21 protein-coding genes are annotated in these 23,811 nt (G+C 70.9%); 13 read left to right on the forward strand and 8 right to left on the reverse strand.

The genetic code is table 11. The features are described from left to right. Nucleotides 1–207 precede the first annotated feature (207 nt). The 3 genes from AB0M47_RS28730 to AB0M47_RS28740 are packed head-to-tail and all read left to right on the forward strand — an operon-like array spanning nucleotide 208 to nucleotide 3,252. A complete protein-coding gene (locus AB0M47_RS28730) occupies nucleotides 208–735 on the forward strand; it encodes a PadR family transcriptional regulator (RefSeq protein WP_363419513.1) in 528 nt (175 codons plus the stop codon). Further along, nucleotides 735–1,475 (forward strand): ABC transporter ATP-binding protein, encoded by a 741-nt coding sequence (locus tag AB0M47_RS28735; protein WP_363419515.1) that lies wholly within the window; start codon nucleotides 735–737, stop codon nucleotides 1,473–1,475. The genes AB0M47_RS28730 and AB0M47_RS28735 overlap by 1 nt, the downstream gene beginning before the upstream one ends. A 4-nt stretch (nucleotides 1,476–1,479) precedes the next feature. After that, complete coding sequence (locus AB0M47_RS28740; RefSeq protein WP_363419517.1) at nucleotides 1,480–3,252, forward strand: FtsX-like permease family protein; 1,773 nt, start codon at nucleotides 1,480–1,482, stop codon at nucleotides 3,250–3,252. On the opposite strand, the gene AB0M47_RS28745 is transcribed toward AB0M47_RS28740, so the two are convergent. Genes AB0M47_RS28745 through AB0M47_RS28755 form a run of 3 tightly spaced genes read right to left on the reverse strand, consistent with a single transcriptional unit; the run spans nucleotide 3,233 to nucleotide 8,105 of the window. Then, a complete protein-coding gene (locus AB0M47_RS28745; protein ID WP_363419519.1) occupies nucleotides 3,233–4,813 on the reverse strand; it encodes a SulP family inorganic anion transporter in 1,581 nt (526 codons plus the stop codon). The genes AB0M47_RS28740 and AB0M47_RS28745 overlap by 20 nt on opposite strands. After that, nucleotides 4,810–5,772 carry a formylglycine-generating enzyme family protein gene (locus AB0M47_RS28750; protein WP_363419521.1) on the reverse strand — a complete coding sequence of 321 codons (963 nt, stop codon included), beginning with the start codon at nucleotides 5,770–5,772 and terminating at the stop codon, nucleotides 4,810–4,812. Before AB0M47_RS28750 ends, AB0M47_RS28745 begins: the two co-directional genes overlap by 4 nt. Beyond that, the gene (locus AB0M47_RS28755; RefSeq protein WP_363419523.1) at nucleotides 5,772–8,105 is read right to left on the reverse strand and encodes an arylsulfatase; all 2,334 of its coding nucleotides are present in this window, start codon (nucleotides 8,103–8,105) and stop codon (nucleotides 5,772–5,774) included. The genes AB0M47_RS28750 and AB0M47_RS28755 overlap by 1 nt, the downstream gene beginning before the upstream one ends. Nucleotides 8,106–8,398: 293 nt before the next feature. Between AB0M47_RS28755 and AB0M47_RS28760 the strand changes: the two genes are divergently transcribed. The 6 genes from AB0M47_RS28760 to AB0M47_RS28785 all read left to right on the forward strand — a co-directional run bounded on the left by AB0M47_RS28760 (nucleotide 8,399) and on the right by AB0M47_RS28785 (nucleotide 12,711). Beyond that, nucleotides 8,399–10,309 (forward strand): glycosyltransferase, encoded by a 1,911-nt coding sequence (locus AB0M47_RS28760; RefSeq protein ID WP_363419525.1) that lies wholly within the window; start codon nucleotides 8,399–8,401, stop codon nucleotides 10,307–10,309. Between the two features lie 60 nt (nucleotides 10,310–10,369). Next, entirely contained in the window at nucleotides 10,370–10,768 is a 399-nt protein-coding gene (locus tag AB0M47_RS28765) for a hypothetical protein (protein WP_363419527.1), read from the forward strand. After that, a complete protein-coding gene (locus AB0M47_RS28770) occupies nucleotides 10,765–11,295 on the forward strand; it encodes a DUF6036 family nucleotidyltransferase (protein WP_363419529.1) in 531 nt (176 codons plus the stop codon). The genes AB0M47_RS28765 and AB0M47_RS28770 overlap by 4 nt, the downstream gene beginning before the upstream one ends. 134 nt (nucleotides 11,296–11,429) lie before the next feature. Beyond that, nucleotides 11,430–11,786 carry a hypothetical protein gene (locus AB0M47_RS28775; protein ID WP_363419531.1) on the forward strand — a complete coding sequence of 119 codons (357 nt, stop codon included), beginning with the start codon at nucleotides 11,430–11,432 and terminating at the stop codon, nucleotides 11,784–11,786. Nucleotides 11,787–11,788: 2 nt separating this feature from the next. Beyond that, nucleotides 11,789–12,277, forward strand: coding sequence for a DUF1772 domain-containing protein (locus tag AB0M47_RS28780; protein WP_363419533.1), 489 nt, complete (start codon nucleotides 11,789–11,791; stop codon nucleotides 12,275–12,277). Continuing rightward, nucleotides 12,274–12,711 carry a MarR family winged helix-turn-helix transcriptional regulator gene (locus AB0M47_RS28785; RefSeq protein ID WP_363419535.1) on the forward strand — a complete coding sequence of 146 codons (438 nt, stop codon included), beginning with the start codon at nucleotides 12,274–12,276 and terminating at the stop codon, nucleotides 12,709–12,711. The genes AB0M47_RS28780 and AB0M47_RS28785 overlap by 4 nt, the downstream gene beginning before the upstream one ends. On the opposite strand, the gene AB0M47_RS28790 is transcribed toward AB0M47_RS28785, so the two are convergent. The 4 genes from AB0M47_RS28790 to AB0M47_RS28805 all read right to left on the reverse strand — a co-directional run bounded on the left by AB0M47_RS28790 (nucleotide 12,704) and on the right by AB0M47_RS28805 (nucleotide 18,192). Continuing rightward, nucleotides 12,704–13,477 carry a PhzF family phenazine biosynthesis protein gene (locus AB0M47_RS28790; RefSeq protein WP_363419537.1) on the reverse strand — a complete coding sequence of 258 codons (774 nt, stop codon included), beginning with the start codon at nucleotides 13,475–13,477 and terminating at the stop codon, nucleotides 12,704–12,706. The genes AB0M47_RS28785 and AB0M47_RS28790 overlap by 8 nt on opposite strands. 118 nt (nucleotides 13,478–13,595) lie before the next feature. Next, nucleotides 13,596–15,659 (reverse strand): 3-hydroxyacyl-CoA dehydrogenase NAD-binding domain-containing protein, encoded by a 2,064-nt coding sequence (locus tag AB0M47_RS28795; RefSeq protein ID WP_363419539.1) that lies wholly within the window; start codon nucleotides 15,657–15,659, stop codon nucleotides 13,596–13,598. Then, nucleotides 15,656–16,852 carry a thiolase family protein gene (locus tag AB0M47_RS28800; RefSeq protein ID WP_363419541.1) on the reverse strand — a complete coding sequence of 399 codons (1,197 nt, stop codon included), beginning with the start codon at nucleotides 16,850–16,852 and terminating at the stop codon, nucleotides 15,656–15,658. The genes AB0M47_RS28795 and AB0M47_RS28800 overlap by 4 nt, the downstream gene beginning before the upstream one ends. 68 nt (nucleotides 16,853–16,920) lie before the next feature. Next, the gene (locus AB0M47_RS28805) at nucleotides 16,921–18,192 is read right to left on the reverse strand and encodes a ribonuclease D (RefSeq protein ID WP_363419566.1); all 1,272 of its coding nucleotides are present in this window, start codon (nucleotides 18,190–18,192) and stop codon (nucleotides 16,921–16,923) included. Between the two features lie 562 nt (nucleotides 18,193–18,754). On the opposite strand from AB0M47_RS28805, the gene AB0M47_RS28810 reads away from it, so the two are divergent. After that, a complete protein-coding gene (locus tag AB0M47_RS28810; RefSeq protein WP_363419542.1) occupies nucleotides 18,755–19,636 on the forward strand; it encodes a trypsin-like peptidase domain-containing protein in 882 nt (293 codons plus the stop codon). A 73-nt stretch (nucleotides 19,637–19,709) separates the two neighbouring features. Next, complete coding sequence (locus tag AB0M47_RS28815; protein WP_363419544.1) at nucleotides 19,710–20,609, forward strand: hypothetical protein; 900 nt, start codon at nucleotides 19,710–19,712, stop codon at nucleotides 20,607–20,609. 53 nt (nucleotides 20,610–20,662) lie between these two features. On the opposite strand, the gene AB0M47_RS28820 is transcribed toward AB0M47_RS28815, so the two are convergent. Next, complete coding sequence (locus AB0M47_RS28820) at nucleotides 20,663–21,274, reverse strand: DUF3000 domain-containing protein (protein WP_363419546.1); 612 nt, start codon at nucleotides 21,272–21,274, stop codon at nucleotides 20,663–20,665. 137 nt (nucleotides 21,275–21,411) lie between these two features. Between AB0M47_RS28820 and hemE the strand changes: the two genes are divergently transcribed. After that, nucleotides 21,412–22,503: a uroporphyrinogen decarboxylase gene (gene hemE / locus AB0M47_RS28825; protein ID WP_363419548.1), complete on the forward strand. Its 1,092-nt coding sequence runs from the start codon at nucleotides 21,412–21,414 to the stop codon at nucleotides 22,501–22,503. Beyond that, the gene (gene hemG, locus AB0M47_RS28830; RefSeq protein WP_363419550.1) at nucleotides 22,500–23,807 is read left to right on the forward strand and encodes a protoporphyrinogen oxidase; all 1,308 of its coding nucleotides are present in this window, start codon (nucleotides 22,500–22,502) and stop codon (nucleotides 23,805–23,807) included. Before hemE ends, hemG begins: the two co-directional genes overlap by 4 nt. Nucleotides 23,808–23,811: the final 4 nt, after the last annotated feature.

Consider the following 23,811-nt stretch of genomic DNA (forward strand, 5'->3'; position numbering starts at 1 on the left):
TTAACTACCCGCTGTATAAACCCCTCTCCCCCAACCCCCCCCTCTCCCTATCTCTGTCCGACGCAACCCCCCCCGGGCCCCCCCCCCGCGGGGGGGCCGGCCACTGCCGTCATGCGGGGCAGCGGGTTGCCGACTCTTTAGATAACCGCTATACATTGGCGGTCGCGGGAAACGCGGCCGGAGGCGGCTGCCGGGAGGAGGCGATCCGTGCAGGACGTGGTGCTGGCGCTGCTGGTGAAGGAGCCGTCGCACGGCTACGACCTGCGCCGGCGGCTGTCGGCGGCGCTCGGGCCGGTGGGCGAGACGCTCAACGCCGGGCAGATCTACGTGACGCTCACCCGGCTGGAACGGGCCGGGCTCGTGCGGCAGGAACGCGAGGACGAGCCGACGCGGGGACCACGACGCAAGGTGTACGCGTTGACGCCGCCCGGCCGTGACCGCGTCGGCGAGTGGCTGGCCGAGTCGGCCGGGGCCAAGCCGGATGTCGCGGAGTTCCACCTGAAGCTGGTGGCCGCGGCGGTGTCGGGACTGGCCGATCCCCGGGTGCTCGTCGCGGGGCAGCGGCGGGAGCTGATGCACGGCCTGGGGCAGGTGCAACGGGCCGCGCTCGATTACGAGTCGGATTCCGAGCCCTGGCTGCTGCTGGAGGGCGTCGCGCTGCGGATGCAGGCCGATCTGCGCTGGCTGGACGTATGCGAACGGGTGTGGTCGGCCCGTGTCGGGAAGGTGGAGTGATGGCGGAGTACGCGGCGCCGATGGTGCGCGCGATCGGTCTGTCCAAGGTGTACGGCGAGGACGAGAGCCTGGTCCGCGCGGTCGACGAGGTCGATCTGGAGGTGCCGGCCGGGCAGACGCTGGCCGTCGTCGGGGCGAGCGGCTGCGGCAAGTCCACCCTGCTGCAACTGCTCGGCGGGCTGGACCGGCCGAGCGACGGCGAGGTGTGGCTCGGCGGGCGGCGGATCGATCACTTCGGCGAGCGAGCGCTGGCGCGGCTGCGCCGCAAGGCGATCGGGTTCGTCTTTCAGGCGTACCACTTGATGGAGGAGCTGACCGCGGCGGAGAACGTCCAACTGCCGGCGCTGCTGGCCGGGGCCTCGCCGCGTACCGCCAGGCGCCGGGCGGTCGCCCTGCTCGATCGGGTCGGTCTCGCCGACCGCGCCGGGCGGCTGCCGGCCGAGTTGTCAGGCGGGCAACGGCAGCGTGTCGCCATCGCCCGGGCGCTGGTGAACGAGCCGCTGGTGGTCTTCGCCGACGAGCCGACCGGGAACCTCGACAGCGCCGCGACGCACGAGATCCTCCGGCTCTTCGCCGACCTGCGTACGCGAGGGCAGACCCTCGTCCTGGTCACGCACGACGAGCGGGTGGCCGCGACCGCCGACCGCGTCGTCTCGATGCGCGACGGCATGGTCACCAGCGACACCGGGTTGACTAGAAGTACTGGACCGCTCGGCACTCTGCTGAGCTGGGAAGGCTGACGTCATGGGACACCTGCTGGTGATCTGGCGGCTCGCCGTACGCGACCTCCGCCGTCACCCCGGGGAGGCGCTGGTTCCGTTGATCGCCGTCACGGTGGCGGTCGCCACGCTCACCCTGGGCCTGGCGTTGACCACGGCGACGGAGACCGCGTACGCGAAGACGCGGGCCGCCACCGCTGGACCGGATGTCACCGCCACGTTGGCCGGGGAGTCGCCGCTCGCCGGGAAGCTCACGCAGGCTCCGGGCGTCGTCGCGTACGCCGGACCCTACTTCGCCTTCTCCACGGCGATCCGCGTACGCGGTTTCGACGTGCGCTCGGCGGTCGAGGGACGCGACACGACGGCCGCCCCGGTCGATCAGCCCCTGGTCACCGAGGGGACCTGGGTTCGGGACGGCGGCGCGGTGATCGAACGCGGCTTCGCCCAGGCGTTGGGCGTACGCGTCGGCGACGTGCTCACGATCAACCAGAAGAGCCTGCCGGTCGTGGGGATCGCGATCAGCGCCGCGAACGCGGTGTATCCGGGGAGCGACAACGCCCAAGGGCGGGGACCTTCGGACTACGGCGGCAAGGTCTGGCTCACGGCCGCCGACGCCAAGGCGGCCTCGGCCGGGGCCGTCGGCGTCCGCCTGCTGTATCTCAAGCTCGCCGATCCGGCCGCCACGAAGCAGTTCGTCCGCTTCGTGTCTACTCAGGACTTTCGCGGCGAGACCTGGGTCCAGTACCGGCCCTGGCCGCAGACCGTCGGGGACGACGCGCGCATGCTGCGGTTCCTCGGGCCGACGTTGGTCCTCGGCGGGTGGCTGCTCGCCGTCGCCGCGGCGGTCGGGCTCGCCGCGCTGGTGGCGCTCCGGGCCACTCGCTACAACCGCCGCGCCGGACTGTTGAAGGCGGTGGGCGCGACTCCCAGCACGGTTGCCGCCGTGCTGCTCGCCCAATACCTTCCGCTGACGGCTGTCGCCACGCTGCTCGGGCTGACCCTCGGCGCCGTGACCGCACCCGAACTGACCGATCCGAGCGCCGGGCTGATCACGGGCGTCAGCATGCCCGCGTCGGGCACGGTCGTCGCCGCGGCGATCCTCGCCCTCGTCGTGGCGCTGTCCAGCACCGTCGGCCCGGTCGTCCGCGCCGCGCGGCGGAGCACCGTGCAGGCGCTGACCGACGCCGCGTCCGCGCCGGCGCATCCGTCGGGGATCACCTCGGCGACGGCGTACCTGCCCACGTCGTTGCTGCTCGGCGTACGGCTGTTCGCCCGCCGCCCCGGCCGGGCCGTGTCGGCCGCGTTCGGCACGGCTGCCATCGCCGCCATGATCACCGGCCTGTTGACCTTCCGGTCGGTGCCGGTGAAGGAACTCGACTTCGGCACGTCGACGCTCGCCGACATCCGCGCCGCTCAGCTCAGCCGCGCGCTCCTCGCCATCACGGTCGCGCTGGGCGTACTGTCCATTTTGAACACTCTGGTGCTCGGGTGGAGCGCCGCGGCTCAAGCGCGGCGGACGCTGACCGTCGTGCGTACCCTCGGTGCGACGCCCGGCCAGGTCGTCGCGGCCCTCTGCGTCGCTCAGTCGCTCGCCGCGCTGCCCGGTCTCCTGCTCGGCATCCCGGCCGGGCTCGTCCTCTACTGGTCGGTCAGCATCGAGATGAATCTGCCGCCGATGGGATGGGTGGCCGCCGCGTCACTCGCCATCCTGCTAGCGGTCGCGGCCACCGCGGCCCTGCCCGCCTGGCTGCACACGCGCGGCTCCGCGGGCAGCTTCCTCAGGGCCGACGCCGCGTAGCCTCGGCCACCGTCGGCGCCACCCGCCCCGCGTCCTCCCAGCCCTTCCACCAACGGGTACGCCGTGCGACGTCCACTGCGGCCGCCGGTAGGCCGGCGATCCGCAACTCGACTCCGTCGCGCCCGAGCTGGTCCGACAGTTCGTGCAGCGCGTCGAGCACGGTGACGGTGAAGGTGCGCTGGCGGGGCATGTCGAGGGTCACCGACCGCTGTCCCGGGTGCCGCCCGACGACGTCGAGGATCTGCGACTGGGCCACCCGGACGTTGGCGGTGTAGAGGCCGGAGCCGACCCGTAGCACCAGCGGATCGGCGCTCTCCTCGTCGATCGTGACCCGGTTCAGCTCCCGCAACACGAGGATGAGAGTCGCCCCGATGCCGACCGCGACGGCGGCGAGCAGGCCGGCGGTGAGGCCGACGAACGCGGTCGCGGCGGCGATCCAGAACTCCATGCGGTCGATGCGGGCCAGGCGGGCGAAGTCGGCCGGCTTGATCAGCCCGAGCACGGCGACGAGGACCATCGCGGCCAAGGCCGCCTGCGGCAGCTCGTCGAGGACCGGGGCCAGCCACAACGCGACCGCCACCGCGAGCGCGATGGTCACGAGCTGGGCGGCCTGCGTACGCGCGCCGGCCCGGTCGTTGACCGCCGTCTGCGAGAAGCCGCCGGCCGACGGCATCGCGCCGAAGAACGCGCCCGCCGTGCTGGCCGCCCCGGCGGCCAGCAGTTCCCGGTCGTTGTCGAGCGCCGGTTCGCTCGGTTTCCGCATCGCCCGGCCGACGGACAGGCTTTCCATGAACACCATGAAGGCGATGGCGATCGCGCCCGGCAACATCGCCGCGGAGTGGGCGAACCCGGGCAGGTCCGGCACCGGCAGACCGCTGGGCACGGGGGCGATCAAGGCGACGCCTCGCGACGGCAGATCCAGCAGGACGCTGGCGAGCAGCGCGAGCACCACCGCGACCAACGGCGCCGGTACGCGAGGCAGCAGCCGCCCGGCCCCCACGAGCACGATGAGCAGGACCGCCGAGAGGGCGATCGTCGTCGAGTTCGCGTCGCCGAGGTGCGACACGACCGTGTTGAGCTGGGCGAAGAAGCCGCCCGTCAAGGACACGTCGAGGCCCAGCAGCTTCGGCAGCTGCCCGACCGCGACGACCAGCCCGACGCCGGTCTTCACCCCGACGAGCACCGGGGTGGAGATGTTCTCCACCAACGCCCCCAGCCGGAGCAGCCAGCCGCCGAGCAACAGCAGGCCGACCTCGACGGTCAGCGTCGCGAGCGCGCTCGTGGAGCCCGCGGCCACCCCGGCGGCGGCCATCGTCGACGCGGTCAGCGTGGCGATCGTGGAGGTGGTGGACGTGCTCAACACTCTCGATCCGCCCAATACGGCGTACAAGAGCATGGGAATCATGCACGTGTAGAGACCGACCTGGACCGGCAGACCGGCGATGGTGGCGTAGGCCATCGCCTGCGGGACCACGACGGCGCCGGCGGCGAGCCCGGCGAGGACGTCGGCGCGCAGCCACCCCCGCCGGTAGCCGCGGAGGGTGGGGAAGAGCGGCGTCATCCGAGGTCGGCCGCGCAGCGGAAGCCGAGGTGACAGGTGGTGGTGTCGACGGTCTGGGGCAGGCGCGCGGCCGGGCGGTAGCGACGGCAGTAACTGGGCGCGCAGAGGTGGGAGCCGCCCTTCATGACCTTGCGCGGGCGGCGTTCGCCGAGCGGCGCGCGCGGGTCGACGCTGAGCGCGGCCTTGCCGCCGGTCGGGTTGTGGCGGGGCGCGGGTGTGCCGCAGCACGACGGCGTCGCCGCCGGTCGATGCGCCGACCACCAGTCGGCCGTCCACTCCCAGACGTTGCCGATCAGATCGGCGAGCCCGTAGTCGTTCGCGGGGTAGGAGCCGACCGGCGAGGTCCAGTACCAGCCGTCCGCCTCGTCGTTGACGTGCGGAAACGCGCCCTGCCAGACATTCGCCCGATGTTCTCCGCCCGGGGTCAGCTCGTCACCCCAGGCGTATTCGCGGCCGTCGTGACCGCCGCGCGCGGCGAACTCCCACTCCGCTTCGGTCGGCAGCCGCTTGCCGGCCCACTGGGCGTAAGCCTCCGCGTCGGCGTAGGCGAGGTGCACCACCGGATGATCATCCAGTTCGGACAGATCAGACTGCGGGCCGCGAGGATGCCGCCAATCCGCGCCCGGCACATGTGACCACCACTGGTACGCGTCCCGCAGATCGACCGGATGATCCGGCGGGGTGAACACCGCCGACGCGGGGACGAGCAACGCCGGATCCGCGCCCGGATAGTCGGCCGGATCGGGCGCGCGCTCGGCGAGCGTCACGTGCCCGGTCGCCGCGACGAACTCGGCGTACTGGGCGTTGGTGACCGGATGCGTGTCGAGCAGGAACGGGCCGACCTCGACCGGATGCGCCGGGGCCTCCTCCGGATAGTGCCGGTCGGAGCCCATGGTGAACCGGCCGCCGGGGATCAGAACCTGCCCCGGCGACCGGCGGATGTCGTGCAGCCGCGTCATCAGTCTCGGGCCATCGCCGCCGCGAGATGCTGCTCGACGTCCACGTACGCGTCGTCGGCGACGTCGAAGACGACCTTGACGATCTCGCCCCCGGTGAACTCGAACCGGGGCGTGTACTCGGAGCTGACCGCGTCGCCGCCGTCGTAGCCGATGCACAGTCCCTCACCGCACAGCGCGAAGTGGCCCGTCATCGTCCGGAGCTCCTGCTCGGCGACCACCTGATCGTCGATGTAGAGCTTGCACGGGCCGTAGGACTCCATGCGCTCACCGGTGCGTTCCTTGGTGAACTCGACACCGACGATGTGCTTGCCGGGACCGGGCGCCGGGGCGGAGATCCTGGTCTCCGGCGGGATCCCGAGGAAGTTGTACGCGTACGTCAGCGTCCCGTCCTTGATGAACAGGGAATGCCCGCCGAACCGTGAGCCGGCGGCGAAGATGACGCCCTCCGCGTGGTCGGCGACGTCGATCTCGGCGAGCACCTTGTAGGACACGGCGTGGACGTTGGCCGCCGACCGTTCGGGAACCTCGCTGGTGCCCGGGTAGTAGATGTACTGGCCGGACGGCGGCACCGGGATGTGGAACTCCAGTTCCAGGAACTTCTGCAGATCCTTGCCGACCACCGCCAGGTCGTTGAGCGGGAGGACGTTGTTCCTCTTCGCCTCCTCCAACCAGAGGGCGGCCAGTTCCTTCACCTTCTCGGGATGCTCGGCCGCCAGGTCGTGCGCCTCGGAACGATCCACATCGGTGTGGAACAGCTGCCACCGGTCCTTGTCGAACGCCCCCTTGCCGAGCGTCGGCCCGTGCTCGGTGACGGCCTTCCAGCCGTCGTGCCAGATGCCCCGGTTGCCGAACATCTCGTAGTACTGCGTCTCCTTGTGGGTGGGCGCGTCGGCGCCGTCGAAGCTGTACCGCATCGATACCCCGGCCAGCGGCGTCTGCTCGACCCCGTTCACCACGTCGGGCATGCTCAACCCGCACACGTCGAGGATCGTCGGGACGATGTCGGTGCTGTGGTGGTACTGGTGGCGTACCTCGCCGCGGGCCTTCATCCCGGCCGGCCAGTGGATCACCAGCGGGTCGCACACCCCGCCCTGGTAGACGTAGCGCTTGAACATCCGGTACGGCGTGGAGAACGCCGTCGCCCAGCCCGTCGGGTAGTGGTTGTACGTGTTGGGCGTACCGAGGTCGTTCAGGTGCTTGAGGTTCTCCTCCATGGTGTCCGGCCAGCCGTTGAAGAACTTGCCCTCGTTCACCGAGCCGTTCGGGCTGCCCTCGCCGGACGCCCCGTTGTCGGCGCAGTAGAAGATGATCGTGTCGTCGAGCTGCCCGGACTCCTCGAGGTAGTCCACGATCCGGCCGACCTGCGCGTCGGTGTACTCCGAGAACGCCGCGTACACCTCGGCCATCCGGCAGAACAGCTGCTTCTCCTCGGCGGAGAGCGAGTCCCAGGGGCGTACCGCGTCGGCCGGGGCGAAGGTGCCCTCGGTCATCGGGTTGATCTCGGTCAGCTCGGTGTCCGCGGGCAGGATGCCCTTCTCGATCATGCGTGCCAGGACCCATTCCCGGTACGCCTCATAGCCGTCGTCGAACACGCCCTTGTACTTGTCGATGTAGTCCTGCGGGGCGTGATGCGGGGCGTGGTTGGCTCCCGGGCAGAACCACAGGTACCAGGGCTTGTCCGGCTCGGACTGCTTGGCGTCCCGGATGAACTGCAGCGCCTTGTCCGCCAGGTCCTTGGACAGGTGGTAGCCGTCCTCGGGCTTGTACGGCTGATCGATGTAGTGGTTGTCCTCGGCCAGGTCGGGGAACCACTGGTTGGTCTCGCCGCCGATGAAGCCGTAGAACCGGTCGTAGCCCATGCCGAGCGGCCACTCCTTCTTCGACGCCCCCATCGTCCAGGCGTCGACCGGCACGTTGTGGTTCTTGCCCACCCAGAAGGTGGACCACCCCGCGTCCCGCAGTACGCCCGCCATCGGCGCGCACGACGGCGGGATGTGGGAGCTGTACCCCGGGAAGCCGGTCGACGACTCCGAGATCGAGGCGAAGCCGTTCATATGGTGGTTGCGCCCGGTCAGGAAGGTGGACCGGGTGGGGGAGCACAGCGCCGTGGTGTGCCACTGGGAGTAGGTCAGCCCGTTGTCGGCCAGCCGCTGCATGGTCGGCATCTGGATCCGGCCGCCGTACGGCGACCAGGCGGCGCAGCCGGTGTCGTCGTAGAGCACGACCAGCACGTTCGGGGCGCCCTGCGGTGCCTTGTCGGGCAGGAAGGCCGCCCAGTCGGGGACCGAGTCCCGGATGTCGAGCGCGATCCGGCCGTTGAACTCTCTGGTCATACGTCCCCCCGAGTCAAATCCACACTTTCTTCGCAATGTAGTGACTCGCGGGGCAAGGCTCGCCTCATATCGCCAGATCCCCCTCATTCACTGCAGATTTCCGGCGAAGCGTGCAGGGCGGTTACCCGCCGCGAACCCGGCCTGGCGAGTGGCCCGCAGCCGGTGGAAGCCGCGGCCGCCCTCGACAGTTGAGCCGTTCGCAGCCTGCGGCCGCCTTCGGTAGGTGAGAGTGGGGAGACCAGGTCGGCCGGCGGCCTGGCCGGCGGGGAAACCCGGGGGGCAGCGGCGCGCCAATGATCATCACACTGGTCATCGACACGTTCAACATCAACAACAACGGGACCACCATGTCGGCGACCCGGTTCGCGGCCGCGCTGCTCGCGCGTGGCCACACGGTACGCGTGGTGACCTGCGGCGAACCCGGCGACCCGGCTGAACCGGGTGACCCGGCGCTCGACGGGCTGGAGGTCTTCTACCTCCCGGAACTCGTGGTGCCGATCGCGTCCCGGCTCGCCCACCGGCAGAGCACCCTGTTCGCCAAGCCGGACCGGGAAGTGCTGACCACGGCCGTCAAAGGCGCCGACGTCGTCCACATCTACCAGCCGTGGGCGTTGGGCCGGGCCGCCGAACGGATCGCGCGCGAGCTGGGCGTACCGGCCATCGCCGCGTTCCACATCCAGCCCGAGAACGTCACCTACAACATCGGGCTGGGCTGGTTCCGCCCGGCCGCGCACCTCGTGTACCTCCTGCTGCGGCTCACCTTCTACGGCCGCTTCGCCGACATCCACTGCCCGTCGACGTTCATCGCCGCCCAGCTCCGCCGGCATGGGTATCGGGCGCGGCTCCACGTGATCTCCAACGGGGTGGACCCGGCTTTCCGGCCTTTCCCGCCTTTCCGACCTGGCGGCGTGTCGTCGGCCGGCGGCTCCGGCTCCGGCTCCTCGGGGTCCGGCGGCTCCTCCGGGTCCGGTGGTTCCGGCTCCTCGGGGTCCGGCGACTCCGAGCCGTTCCGGATACTCATGGTGGGCCGGTTCTCGCCGGAGAAGCGCCAGGACGTGCTGATCCGGGCCGTTCGCCGAGCCCGTCACGCCGACCGCGTCCAGGTCTGCTTCGCCGGACACGGGCCGACCGAGAGGCGCCTGCGCCGGCTGGCCGCCAAGCTCCCGATCCCGGCCCGATTCGGCTACTACGCCCAGGACGAGCTGATCGACCTCATCCGCACCTGCGACCTCTACGTGCACGCCTCCGACGTGGAGATCGAGGGGCTGTCCTGCATGGAGGCGTTCTCCTGCGGGCTCGTCCCGGTCATCTCCGACAGCCCGCGGAGTGCGACCGGCCAGTTCGCGCTCAGCCCGGAGAACCTCTTCCGCGCCGGCGACCCGTCCTCGCTCGCCGACCGGATCGACTATTGGATCGAGCATCCGACCGCCCGAGACGCGGCGTCGGCGGCGTACGCCCAGCTCGGCGACCTCTACGAGGTGGACCGCAGCATCAAGGCGATCGAGCGGGTGTACGCCAAAGCCGGCGATCCACCGGAGAACCCAGCCGGGTACGCCCACTGGCCCTACCTGCTCGCGGCGCTCGCCTTCTACTACGTGATCGCCATCCCCGCCCTGTTCGTGTGGACGCGCCTGCTCCTCGGCGTACGCGCGGAACGCCGGACCGGAACCCGGCCGACCGGCGGGGCGCTGACGGTCTGCAACCACGTGCACTTCCTGGACAGCGCCCTGGTCGCGATCGCCGTGTTCCCGCGCCGCATCGTCGTCACCTCGGCCCCGATCAACCTCGAGAACCGCTGGTACGGCTGGCTCGTGCGGCTGCTGGGCGGCATCGCCGTGCCCACCGAGCTGTCGAAGTTGCCGCTCTTCTTCGGCGAGCTGGAACTCTTCCTCGCCATGGGCCGCCTCGTCCACTTCTTCCCCGAAGGCGAACTCGAGCCCTACAACACGACCCTGCGCCCCTTCAAACGCGGCGCGTTCCACCTCGCCGCCCAGGCGCGCGTACCGATCGTGCCGTTGTCGATCCGGTTCACCGAGCCGACCGGGCTGGGGCGGTTGTTCCGCCGCAAGCCCACGATGGTCGTGGTCCGGGGCGAGCCCATCGCCCCCACCGAGACCGACCCGCACAGCGACGAGGCGATCCGCCAGGACCTGGCGCGCCGCCACATGACCACCTTCATCACCGAGCCGAACTCAGCTCGATGAATCCGCGTCGCTGCTCGTCGGCGGCGGAGTGGCACCTCGGGATGGATTACTGTCGTAAACGTGGAGACTCAGAGCGATCGCGAGGGCTATCAACCCATGATCTTGGCGCGACTCGGCGCTCTGATGACTCGTGCCGACGATTCTCGCCGCTGGCGACTCGTGGCCGAGTTCCTCGAGGAGTATCGCTGGGAGCCGGCCGCCCGACGGCAGGACCTGCTGATCGCCGAGCCGGCGACGACAGGCGATGAGCGTTGGGACGTGTTCCTCGCCGCCCTCGCAGAGCACCTCGCAGCGCGTGACGGTCACGGCGCGCCGTTGTGGACGCGGCAGCGGACGCTCCGGCGCTGGTGGTTCCCCTTCAATACGCGTTCCGCACGCGCGGACGCCCTGGTGCGTGCTCCGGCATCGTTCCGGCGTCGTGGTGTCTACGTCGCCGCCCAGGAGTTGGAGGTAGCGTGACCGAAGTCGATCCGTTGCTCGACCGGACCGCGATCGAGCACGCTTTCCGCCGCCTGGGGGAACGCCTGGCCACCAGAGGGATCGTGGCCGATCTCTACGTATTCGGCGGCGCGGCGATGGCGCTGGCGTATGACGCGCGACGCTCGACCCGTGACATCGACGCCGTGTTCCAGCCGCATGGCGTTGTCCTTGACGAGGCGAAGGCAGTCGCGGCAGAGCTCGGGCTGCCCCAGTGGTGGCTCAACGAGCAGGCGAGTGTCTATGTCGCCCCAGGTGGAGACCCAGATGCTCCCAGAGTTTTCGACCATCCAGGACTGCGCGTGGCGGCGGCGTCCCCGGAGCATTTGCTGGCGATGAAGGTCTTCGCCGCACGGCGCCGCGACGGGGAGGACATCAGATTCCTCGTTCAGAAACTCGGGCTTACCTCGGCGGACGCCGTGTTCGCGCTCTGCGCGGAGGTCTTTCCTGAAGAGGAAGTCCCGGATCGTGCGCGCTTGATTGTTGAGGACATCTTCGCGCCGGAGTAATGCCACGGCGACCACGTGCCGGGCTCAATGCGGGCCTTGGCGACTTTGCCATCGGATTCTGCGGGGTTGACGGTTCGCGCAAAATCATTCATGCTCAGAATCATTCAGTCGGAGAATGATTCTGGAGATGTGTGATGACTGCGATTCTGATCCTGAACGCCCTGCTCGTCCTGGGGTCCGGGCTGTCGGGCGTACTCGGGGTGGTCCGGCCAACCCTCGCGATCGGTCCGGCGGAGGCGGTCACGCCCGGGGTGACGTTCTTCGCCGAGGCGTACGCCGTCCGAGCGGTTCCGCTGAGTGCGGTGGCGCTGGTCCTCTTCGCGACGCGACCGGAGGGCGTGGCGTTGACCGCGCTGTTGGTGCTGCTGGGGCTCGTGCAGGCGGGTGACGGCGTCATCGGATTCCGGCGGCGCATCTGGGGCATGACGGTCGCGTCGACGGTCGGCGCGCTGGTGCACCTGGCGTCCGCGGTCTACCTGGCGGTGGCGTGATCATGCGGACGCGTACCTGGGTTCTGGGGCTCGCCACGATCCTGTCCGGCCTGTACGCGGGCTTCTGCGTCGCGTACGCGCTCACGGTCATGCCCGGTCTCGCCGAGACGGATGACAAGACCTTCGTCGACGCCATGCGCTCGGTGAACGAGGCCACGCCGAGCGTCCCGTTCGCGCTGATCTTCGCCGGTCCAGTGGTGCTCAGCAGCGCCGCCCTGGTCATGCACCGTGCGCAGCGGCGTACCGCGATTCTGCTCGCCGCCGCGCTCGCCTGCTCGGTGGCGACTGTCGCGGTGACCTTGCTGGGCAACGTTCCCCTGAACGGCCGGATGACCGAGGCCGGCGATCCGGCCGCGCTACGCGCGGCGTTCGAGGGTCCGTGGGTGACCTTCCACCTTCTCCGGACGGCCCTGGCGATCGGCGCGTTCGGGCTGGTCGCGGCGGCGTCCGCCGGAGCACGCGAACGTTCGGGCCTAGCATTACCCGCGTGAGCGACATCGGAATGCCGGCGACCGTGACCTTCCGGCTCGGCACGCTGGGCGCGCTGGTCACGGACCGGTTCACGGCGAAGATCGCCGACCTGGATCTCAAGCCTAAGCACGTCGGCGTGCTGACCGCGCTCGCCGCCGGGCCGCCCGCCAGCCAGCAGGAGCTGGCGGGCCTGACGGGGGTCGCGCCCAGCCTGATGGTCACGCTCGCGGATCATCTGGAGGCGATCGGGGCGATCGCGCGGACGAGGGATGCCGGCGACCGGCGGCGCATGGTGCTCACGCTGACCGCGCGGGGGCGCAAGCTGCTCACGCAGTGCGCCAAGCTCGCGCAGGATCTCGACGCCGAGCTGACCGCTTCGCTCTCGGCCGACCAGCGGGTCCAGCTGGCCACCGCGCTGGGCGTCCTGGCCGGGGAGAACGGCCTGCCTATCTGAGGGCCGCCGCGCCGCCGACCCAGACTCCGGTCCGCCGCGCTTCAGCTTCGATAGCAGCTGGTACGCCCAAAGCATCGCCCATGTCCACGGTGATGCCGACCTCCCCGTCCCGAGCCAGGTACGCCGCCAGGCAACTGGTGCTGTTGGCGTTGGCGATGTCCTCCGGTACGCCGATCGACGGGGCGAACATCCGGGCCGCCGCCCGGCCGCCCGATGGAACGCTGTAGACGTAACAGCCGAGTAGTCCTAAGTGGTCACACATGACTCGGAGCCGGTCGAGGTCAGGCGTCAGTCCGGCGAGGACGGCCGGTGTGGCGACCGGGACGAGCAGCCGCGGCCGCCCGAGGGACGCGACGCACAGTCCGCCCGCCGGGGTCGCGCCCAGCGCCGCGAGTACGCCGTCGCACTCCGCCGGAGCCGGTTCCCGAAGCTCGACCGGACCGGCGTCGAACCAGTATCCGTGGTCGGTCGCGCGGCCGACGAACGACCGGTCGCGCGTACGCAACCGGAAGTCCCGTTTGCCGAATCGCTCGGCCAGGTACGCCAGCGCCGCGACCGTTCCGTGCCCGCACGCCGGAAGTTCGCCGGTGCTGGTGAAGAACCGAAGGGCCACCTCGGTCTCGCGGACGTCGACGAAGACGGCGTGCGACGTTCCGTTGTGGACGGTGATCGCCCGGCGCTCGGCATCGGTCAGGTCTGCCTCGGCGAGCACCGTGGTCGGCGAACCGCCGCGGCCGTCCCGGAGGCAGGCGTCCACGATCGTCACGAGATCGACTCTACGGCGGCCTTCCGCAGGACGCGACGAGGAAGCCCGCGCCGTCCAACGGGCGCAGAAAAATGCCGCGCGGCTCACGGGGAGCCGCGCGGCGGGAAGGGGAATGGGTTTATGCGGGCAGCGTCGCGACGCCCGCCGGGGCGAACCGGCGGCCGGTGACCTTCTCGGAGACACCGGTCCGGTCCAGGTACGGCGTGATGCCGCCGAGCCAGAACGGCCAGCCGCCACCGAGGATGAGGCACAGGTCGATGTCGGCCGAGTCGGCCACCACGCCCTCGTCCAGCATGATCCGGATCTCCTCGGCCAGGGCAGCGAGCGCGCGCTCGCGTACCTCGTCGGCGGTGAGCGGGGTCTGCCCGCCCGCCAGCAACTCGACCACGGCCGGGTTGATCTCGTCGTCGACCAGCAGCGGCTGCCCGGCGGCCACGATCTTCTCCATGCTGGGGGAGACCTTGAACCGCTCGGGGTACGCCACGTGCATCGTCTTGCCGACGTGGGCGGCGACGGCCGGGCCGACCAGCTGGAGTAGCTCCAGCGGCCGCATCGGCAGGCCGAGCGGGTCGAGCGCGGTGTTGGCCACCTCCAGCGGCGTACCCAGGTCGATGGCGTTGTAGATCTCGCCGAAGAACCGGGTCAGGATGCGGTTGAAGACGAACGCGGGCGCGTCCTTCACCAGTACGCACGACTTCTTGAGCTGCTTGCCCAGGGCGAACGCGGTCGCCAGGGTGACGTCGTTCGTGTGCTCGGCGCGGATGATCTCCAGCAGCGGCATCACCGCGACCGGGTTGAAGAAGTGGAAGCCGACCAGGCGCTCCGGGTGCTTCAGGTCGGCGCCCATCGCGCTGACCGACAGCGAGGAGGTGTTGGTCGCGAGGATCGTCTCCGGCGAGACGATCTCCTCGATCTCGGCCCAGACCTTCTTCTTGACGCCGAGTTCCTCGAAGACGGCCTCGATGACGAAGTCGGCGTCGGCGAATCCGGCCGCCTTGTCCACAGTGCCCGTGACGAGGGTCCGCAGCTTGGCCGCCTTCAGTTCGGTGAGCCGCCCCTTGGCCACCGACTTGGCGATCTCGGCCTGGACGTAGGCCAGGCCCTTGTCGACCCGCTCCTGGTCGAGGTCGGTGAGCACGACGGGCACCTCGAGCCGGCGGGCGAACAGCAGCGCCAGCTGCGACGCCATCAGGCCCGCGCCGACCACGCCGACCTTGCCGACGTCCCGGGCCAGCGAGCGGTCCGGGGCGCCGGCCGGGCGCTTGGCCCGCCGCTGCACGAGGTCGAACGAGTAGATGCCGGCCCGCAGCTCGTCGGACATGATCAGGTCGGTGGCCGCCTCGCGCTCCGCGGCGAGGCCCGCCTCGGTCACGCCGTCCTTGGCCAGCGCCAACAGGTCCAGCGCCTGGGTGGCCGCCGGTGACGCGCCGTGGATCTTCTTGTCCAATTCGGTACGCGCGAAGTAGACGACCGCGTCCCACATGTCCCGGTCGATCTCCGGCCGCGTGACCGTCGTCTGTCCAGTGACGACGGACGCCGCCCAGAGCAGCGACCGCTCCAGGAAGTCGGCCGGTTCGAAGAGGGCGTCGGCGATGCCCAGTTCGACTGCCTGCTTCGGGCGGAGCTGCTTGTTCATCATGAGCGGGTTCTGCACGATCACCTGGGCCGCGCCGACGACGCCGATCAGGTTCGGCAGCAGCTGTGAGCCGCCCCAGCCGGGGATCAGGCCCAGGCTGACCTCGGGCAGCGACAGCGCCGCCGCGCCGGCCGACAGCGTGCGGTACTGGCAGTGCAGCGCCAGCTCCAGACCGCCGCCCATCGCCGCGCCGTTGACGAACGCGAAGGTCGGCACCGGCGCGGTACGCAGTTTGGCGTACACCTGGTGGCCCAGGGCCTCGATCTCGGCGGCCTGGGACCGTTCGGTGATGGCCGGGATGCCGGTGATGTCGGCGCCGACGCAGAAGATGTACGGCTTGCCGGTGACCGCGACGAACGCGGGCTGGGCGGCGAGCGCCTCGTCGATCGCGGTGTTCAGACTGGCCAGACCGCCCGGACCCATCGTGTTGGGCTTGGTGTGGTCGAAGCCGTTGTCGAGCGTGATGATCGCGGCGGGCTTGTCCAGCCCCGGTACGGCGGTCAGCCGAAGCTTCGCGTGGGTCACTACCTCAGAAGGGAAGCTCATGCCGACTCTCCGTTGAAGTGGGGGTTCTCCCAGATGACCGTGCCGCCCATGCCGATGCCGATGCACATGGCGGTGATGCCGTAGCGGACCTCGGGGTGCTCGGCGAACTGCCGGGCCAGCTGCGTCATGAGGCGTACGCCACTGGACGCGAGCGGGTGCCCGACCGCGATCGAACCGCCCCACGGGTTGACCCGGGGGTCGTCGTCCTTGATCCCGAAGTGGTCCAGGAAAGCCAGGACCTGTACGGCGAACGCCTCGTTCAGCTCGAACAGGCCGATGTCGTCGATGGTGAGCCCGGCGACCTTGAGCGCCTTCTCGGTCGAGGGGATCGGGCCGTAGCCCATGACCTCCGGCTCCACGCCGACGAAGCCGTAGCTGACCAGCTTCATCGCCACCGGCAGGCCGAGTTCCTCGGCCGCCTCGCCGGAGGCGAGCAGGCACGCGGTCGCGCCGTCGTTCAGGCCGGCGGCGTTGCCCGCGGTCACCCGGCCGTGCGGTCGGAACGGGGTCTTCAGGGTGGCGAGCTTCTCCAGGCTGGTCTGCCGGGGCGCTTCATCCACAGTCGACAGACCCCACGCGCCGTTCTCGTCGCGTACGGCGATCGGCACCAGATCGGGCTGCAGCTTGCCTGCGGCGTACGCGGCGGCCGTCTTCTCCTGCGAGCGAAGGCCGAACCGGTCGGCGCGCTCCTTGGTGACCTCGGGGAGCCGGTCGTGCAGGTTCTCCGCGGTCGCACCCATGACGAGGGCGGACTGGTCGACGACCTTCTCGGCCAGGAAACGCGGGTTCGGGTCGACACCCTCGCCCATCGGGTGGCGACCCATGTGCTCGACGCCGCCGGCGATCGCGACGTCGATCGCGCCCATCGCGATGCTGCCCGCGACGGTGGTGACCGCGGTCATCGCGCCCGCGCACATCCGGTCGATCGAATAGCCGGGCGTGGTCTTGGGCAGGCCGGCCAGCAGGGAGGCGGTCCGGCCGAGGGTCAGGCCCTGGTCGCCGATCTGAGTGGTCGCGGCGACGGCCACCTCCTCGACGCGCTCGGGCGGCAGCTGCGGGTTGCGGGCGAGCAGTTCACGGATGCATCGGATGACGAGGTCGTCGGCGCGAGTCTGCGCGTAGACACCCCCGGCCTTGCCGAACGGAGTGCGTACGCCGTCGACGAAGACGACATCGCGGACGTTGCGGGGCACAGCGCCTCCTAGGAGTGGTTGGACACCCCCGATGTTACCCGCGAGTAGTTACCGGCCGGTAGGTCGGGTCACTGTGAGGTTTCAGTGCCTTCCGCCGCCTCGCCCGAAGCCCCGTCCGAAGCCCCGTCCGAAGCCTCGTCTGACGGCTTGTCCGGGCTCTCGTCCGGCGCCAACGCCTTGGCCAACTCCTCCGCCAGCAGCTCGCGCTGCCAGGGCCGGGCGCCGAACTGGGCCAGCAGGTCGCCCACCGTGCGCAGGTCGGTGGGCGGCTCCCAGGCGAGCCGGCGCACGTACTCCGGGGTGATCAGGTTCTCCGGGGGCATGGACAGCCCGCCGGCGACGCGGGCCACCACCTCCCGCGCGCGGACGAGCCGGGCGGCCGCGGCGGGGTCGCGTTCGGCCCACCGGTGCGGCGGGGGCGGGCCCTCGTACGGCGGAGTCGTCGGCAGTGCCGTGTCCGGTAGCGACCGGGCCTCGGACAGCGCGTCCAGCCAGGTCCCGGCCAGCCGCCGGGTCGATCGGCCGCCGAAACCGGGCAGCAGCAACAGATCCCGCTCGGACTTCGGGTCCATCTCGGCCGCCGCCACGATCGAGGAATCGGGCAGCACCCGGCCCGGCGCGGTGTCCCGGCGCTGGGCGATCTGATCGCGGGCGTACCAGAGGGAGCGGACGCGAGCCTGCGCCCGGGCGCCCCGCACCCGATGCATCCCCGAGGTACGCCGCCACGGGTCGGTCCGCGGCTTCGGCGGCTGCGCGCCGCTCACCACGAGGGCGGCGAACTCCTGTGCGGCGTACTCCGTCTTGCCCTGCTCGGCGAGCACAGTGACGAGCGCGTCCCGCAGCTCGACCAGCAACTCGACGTCCAGCGCGGCATAGGTCAGCCACGACTCGGGCAGCGGACGGCTGGACCAGTCCGCCGCCGAGTGGTGCTTCTCCAGCGTGTAGCCCAGAAGATTCTCGGTCAACGCGGCCAGCCCGACCCGCTCGAATCCGGCCAGCCGGGCGGCCAGCTCGGTGTCGAACAGCTTGCGCGGTCGCAATCCCAGCTCGGCCAGGCAGGGGAGGTCCTGGCTGGCGGCGTGCAGCACCCACTCGGTGTCGGCCAGGGCAGCGTCCAAACCGGACAGATCGCCCAACGGGATGGGGTCGATCAGTGCGGTCCCGGCACCCTGACGGCGCAACTGGACCAGGTAGGCGCGCTGGCTGTAGCGGTAGCCGGAGGCCCGCTCGGCGTCGATCGCCACCGGTCCGGTCCCGGCCGCGAACCTCGCGATCACCTGTTCCAGCTCGGCGGGGCTGGTCACGGGCTGCGGAGTCCCCTCGGCGGGCTCGGTCAACAGCTTGGGCGGAACCCCTTCCGGGGCCGCTGCGTCGTTGGAGTTGCCGCCGCCGTCGCGCGTGCGGACCCGACGCCGCAGCACGGTTTCGTCGTCGGTCACATGAACAACCTACGGGTACGCCATGCGGTGGTGGGTCAGCCGGTGCGGCGCGTCGAGCCGACGAGTTGCGAAGCTCACTCGGAACGGGCCCGATGCGGGACTTGAAAGGGGAAGACAGAATGACCGGTAACCGGTACCTTCTGCGGGTCGGTGATCACGAGTGGGGGAGGCTCTTGACATGACGACGGGCTCGGATCCGACGCAGCCACAGCCGCCATATGGGCCCTTTCCACCGAAGGTGGAACCCGTTTCACAGCCACCCAGGGTGGAACCAGCATTGCTACCACCTTCGGTCGGACAGTCGCCCGTTCCTAACCAGCGTCCGGCGTACGCGCCGCCGCCGGTGACCGGTAACGGTTACCAGGCACCGCCGCCTCCGGCTGGGCAATCGCCGCCGCCGGCCCAGCCGACGGCCCCGATCCAGGCGCCGCAACCGGTGCAGCCGAACGTGACGCAGCCCACGATGACGACGCAGCCCACGCAGCGTCCGGCGTACGTGCCGCCCGTTCCGCTGTCGTCCGTCCCGGCGACCGCACCGATGTCCGGTTTCCCGGGCGGTCCGGTGCCGCCGGCGAACGCGCCCGGGGGACGCCGTGTCAGCTGGCCCGGTGTCGTCGCGCTGATCCTCGTCGTGCTGCTGCTCGGCGTGACCGCTTTCCAGGCGTACCAGGTGAACAGCCTCGGCAACGAGCTGGACGAGACCCGGGCGCAGGCCGCCGCCGACGTGTCGGCCGCCGGCAAGCGGGTGGAGGCGGTGGAGAAGCAGCTGGCGACGCAGTTCAACGCCGAGAAGATCGCCGCGAAGACGCTGCCCAGCGTGTTCCGTGTGCGTACGCCGGAGAGCATCGGCTCGGCCTTCGCGGTCGGCACCGCCTCCGACGGCGGCACCAACCTGCTGACCAACTTCCACGTGATCGAGGACGTCTGGAACGACGGCACCAAGAAGGTCAAGATCGAGCACGCCGATCAGCTGTACGACGCGACCGTCGTGGCCGGGGACAAGAAGGCCGACATCGCGCAGTTGCACACGACGGCGAAGATCGAGGGACTGAAGGTCGCCGCCGCCGAGTCCAAGTCGGGTCAGGAGATCCTGGTCGTCGGCTCGCCGCTGGGTCTGAAGGACACCGTCACCAGCGGTGTGGTCAGTGCCTTCCGGGAGGAGACCACGCAGCACGGGCCGTACATCCAGTTCGACGCGCCGATCAACCCCGGTAACTCGGGCGGGCCGGTCATCAACGCGAATTACGAGGTCATCGGAATCGCCTCGGCGAAGTTCACCGATGCCGAGGGCCTCGGGCTGGCGATCCCGATCAAGATCGCCTGCGACAAGTTCAAGATCTGCTAGCCCTTGACGAGGGCGGCGACGCAAGTCACGGCCACCGGCCACCAGTCGGTGCCACCCACACGGAGGGAACTCAATGACCAATCCCGAGCCGGAGTCTTCGCAGCCTCCGGTCGCTCAGCCGGTAACGCCGGAGCCGGCGCAGCCGGTTCAGTTCGCTCAGCCGGCGCAGCCGGTTCAGCCGACGCCGGTTCAGCCGACGCAGCCGGTTCAGCCGGTAGTGCCGCCGCAGCCGGTCGCCCCGGCCGCTGAGAACACCATGCCGCTGTCCCCGTGGACTCCGCCGAGCCAGCCCGCGCAGCCCGCGTACCCGGCTCCGGCTCCGGCGCAGCAGCCGACCGCGGCGTACCCGCCGGTGCAGCAGGCCCCCGCGGCCCCCACGCAGCCGGCGTACGCGCAGACCACCGCCCAGCCCGCGTACCAGCCGGGTGGGGCGACCGTGCCGCCCGCGCAGCCGACGCTTGCGGCGAACCCGCCCACCGGCTACCCGACGAGCGCTGTTCCGGCGCAGCCGGTGTCCGGCGCGGCCTACCCCACCTCGGCGTACCCCGCGACCGGCGCGCCGTACTCGGCGGTTCCGGCCGGCCCGGCCGGGCCGAAGAAGGGCCCGGCGGTCCTGATCCTGTCCATCCTGGTCGGTGTGCTGGTGCTGGCGCTCGGCACGGTGACGACGCTCTACCTCGTCAAGGCGAGTGACGCGTCGAAGCAGGAGAAGGCGGCCGCCACCCAGGCCGCGACGGACGCCAAGGATCTCGCGGATCTCAAGGCTCAGCTGACCACCACCAAGGGTGAGGCGGAGAAGCTGAAGCAGGATCTCGAGGGCGCGAAGAACGCGAACGCGGAGAAGCTCAAGCTGCTCGGCGCGTGCGTCGACGCGGTGGACAAGATGATGTCCGCGACGACCCAGGCCGCGTTCAACAAGGCCTTCCCCGCGATGCGGGCGGCCTGCGAGGCCGCGCAGATCGCCACGAGCTGACCTTTTCGACGGCGAGACGGCCGGGACCCACGGGGTCCTGGCCGTCGGCCGTTTCAGCCTTCTTTGCGGCGGGTGGGCAGCGCGGTCACACCCTCGGGCGGCAGCCCGGCGGTGGAGGCCAGCAGCGTGCACCAGGCGAGCATGTGATCGTCGAGGTTCGGCCCGAGCGGCGTCCACGACGCGCGGATCTCCAGGTCGGCGGCGGTCGGCGAGCCCGGCGGCTCCTCGTCCTCGGCGACCCGGGCGAGGTCGCCGAACCGGGTCGACAGCGTCTGCGTCACGGTCCCGGCGATGGCGGTGTAGCCGTCCCCCCGGCCCGGGCCGGTGTGCGCGTCCAGCGCGTCCACCAGCCACGACCAGCCCACCTGCGGCAGCAGCGGGTCGGCGGCGTACTCGGGTTCCAGTTCCGCCGTCACGTAGGTGACCAGCCGCATCGTCCCCTGCCAGGCCTCGTGACCGGCCGGGTCGTGCAGCAGGACCAGCCGGCCCGTGGCCACCTCCTCGCCGTCGCGGAGCACGGTGGCGCCCAGGGCGTGCGCGTACGGCGCGAGCCGGGTCGGCGCACCGACCTCCTCCAGCGAGATCTCCCGGCGGATCGGAGCGGCTTGCAGTGCTTCGACCGCCCGGGTGAAGACGTCCGGGGGCGTGCGAAGCGTGGTCGGCATAGCGCAACCCTAGGGCGCATCTGCTTCCGGTGCGTGGTGCGGCACGCCGTGCGCTGTCACACGCTCTTCAGTGGCGTACTCCTCAGCGCGCGCCCCCACCGGTCGCGGCGGGGGAGAAACGTGGCACGATCTGTGGAATGACCAGCATTGCAGCTGACCCGACCGACTCCGTCTTCGTCCGCGCGTGCCGCGGCGAGCCGGTCGAACACACTCCGGTCTGGTTCATGCGGCAAGCGGGGCGGTCGTTGCCCGAATATCGCGAACTGCGGGCCGAGGCCGGCCTGTCGATGCTGGAGACCTGCCGCCGCCCGGATCTGGTCACCGAGATCACCCTCCAACCGGTACGCCGGCACGGCGTGGACGCGGCGGTGTTCTACAGCGACATCGTGGTGCCCGTCGCGGCGGCCGGTGTCGGTGTGGAGATCGTCGCCGGGACCGGTCCCGTGGTCGCCGAGCCCATCCGGTCCAGCGCCGACCTCGCCCGGGTCGGCCGCGCCGAAGACGCCGATCTCTCCTTTGTGGAGGAAGCGATCCGGCTGCTCATCCCGAAGCTGGAGGGCACCCCGCTGATCGGCTTCGCGGGGGCGCCGTTCACCCTGGCCAGCTACCTCATCGAGGGCGGCCCGTCGCGTTCGCACGCCAAGACCAAGGCGCTGATGCACGGCGACCCGCAGTTGTGGCACGGACTGGCCGAACGGCTCGCGGAGATCACCTCGACGTTCCTGCGGGTGCAGATCGACGCGGGGGCGAGCGCGGTCCAGCTGTTCGACTCGTGGGCCGGCGCCCTGAGCGAGGCCGACTACCGGCGTTTCGTGCTGCCGCACTCCGCGGCGGTCCTCCAGGACGTCGGCCCGGTGGTGCCGCGGATCCACTTCGGCGTCGGCACCGCTCACCTGCTCACGGCGATGGCCGAGGCGGGCGCCGACGTCGTCGGGGTCGACTGGCGTACGCCGCTCGACCAGGCCGCCGCCCTGGTGAACGTCGCGGACCTGCGGCTGGACGGCGGTGAACCGGGTCCGGCGCGAACGCGAGCGGTGCAGGGCAACCTCGATCCGGCGTTGCTGAGCGCGCCGTGGGAAGTCGTCGACCACGAGGTACGCCGGGTGCTGGCCGAAGGTGAAGACGCCCCCGGTCACGTCTTCAACCTGGGGCACGGCGTGCCGCCCGAAGCGGATCCGGCGGTGCTGACCCGGATCGTGGAACTCGTCCACAAGATCAGCGTGCGATGAGCACACGGCACGTCGTTGTCGTCGGCGGTGGCGTCGCCGGGCTGACCGCCGCGCTGCGGCTCGCCGAGTCCGGCGTACGCGTGACCCTGGTCGAGGCGACCGCACGGCTGGGCGGCAAGATCCAGACGGCCGGCGACGGGATCGAGACCGGCGCCGAGCAGTTCCTGATGCGTACGCCCGACGGCGGCCCCAGTGGCGCCGCCCGGTTGGTCGCCGACCTGGAGCTGGGCGACCGGCTGGTGCATCCGGCGCTGGGTGCGGCGGGACTGTGGGTCGACGGCCGGTTGCATCCCATGCCGACGGGCACGCTGATGGGCGTACCGGGGTTCTCGGCCGCGCTGGACGGCGTCGCGACGCTCGCCGACGACGATCGTGATCTCGGCGTACCGGTGCTGAGCGGGCAGGACGTGGCGGTCGGCGAGCTGGTCCGGTCGCGGCTCGGCGGTGCAGTGGTGGAGCACCTGGTCGACCCGCTCCTCGGCGGGGTGTACGCCGGACGCGCCGACCTCCTGTCGCTCCAGGCCACCATTCCCAACCTGTACGCGGCCCTCCAGACGGCGCACACCCTGCGGGACGGCGTCGCCGCCTCGCTGGTCAAGCGGTCGGCGGGCGGCCCGGTCTTCGGCACCCTCCGAGGTGGACTGTCCCGGCTGATCGAGGCGCTGTCCCACCGGCTGCTCGACCTCGGCGTCGCCATCCACTATGGAACTCCGCTGCGGGCGCTCGACGAGCTGGACGCCGACGCGTACGTGCTGGCCTGCCCGGCCAAGCCCGCGGCCGCGCTGCTGCCACCGGCGGTCGCCGACCTGGTCGGCGAGCTCGACTACGCGAGCATCGGCCTCGTGTCGATGCGGCTGCCCGGGGCGGATCTGCCGGCGCTCACCGGCTTCCTGGTCCCCGCCGACCAGGGGCTCTCGATCAAGGCCGCCACGTTCTTCTCCCGGAAATGGGAGCACCTCGCGGGCGAGCCCGAGGCCGCCGTCCGGGTCTCCGTCGGCCGGTACGGCGACGTCGGCGCGCTCGCGATGACCGACGAGGCCCTCGGCGCGGCCGTCCAGGCCGACCTGGCCAAGGTGGTCGGCCCGCTGCCGGCTGCCTCGGCGGTACGAGTGACGCGCTGGGGCGGTGCGCTGCCCCAGTACGCCCCCGGGCACGTCGACCGAGTCGCCGAGGCTCGGGCGCTGCTCGGCGCCGGGCGTAAGCCCGTCGTCCTGGCCGGGGCCGCCTTCGACGGCGTCGGCATCCCCGTCTGCATAGCCTCCGGCGAGAAAGCCGCCGCTGATCTGGGAGAATTCGTATCGTGACCGA

It is taken from the genome of Hamadaea sp. NPDC051192, assembly GCF_040682475.1.
GTDB classification, from domain to species: Bacteria; Actinomycetota; Actinomycetes; order Mycobacteriales; family Micromonosporaceae; genus Hamadaea; species Hamadaea flava.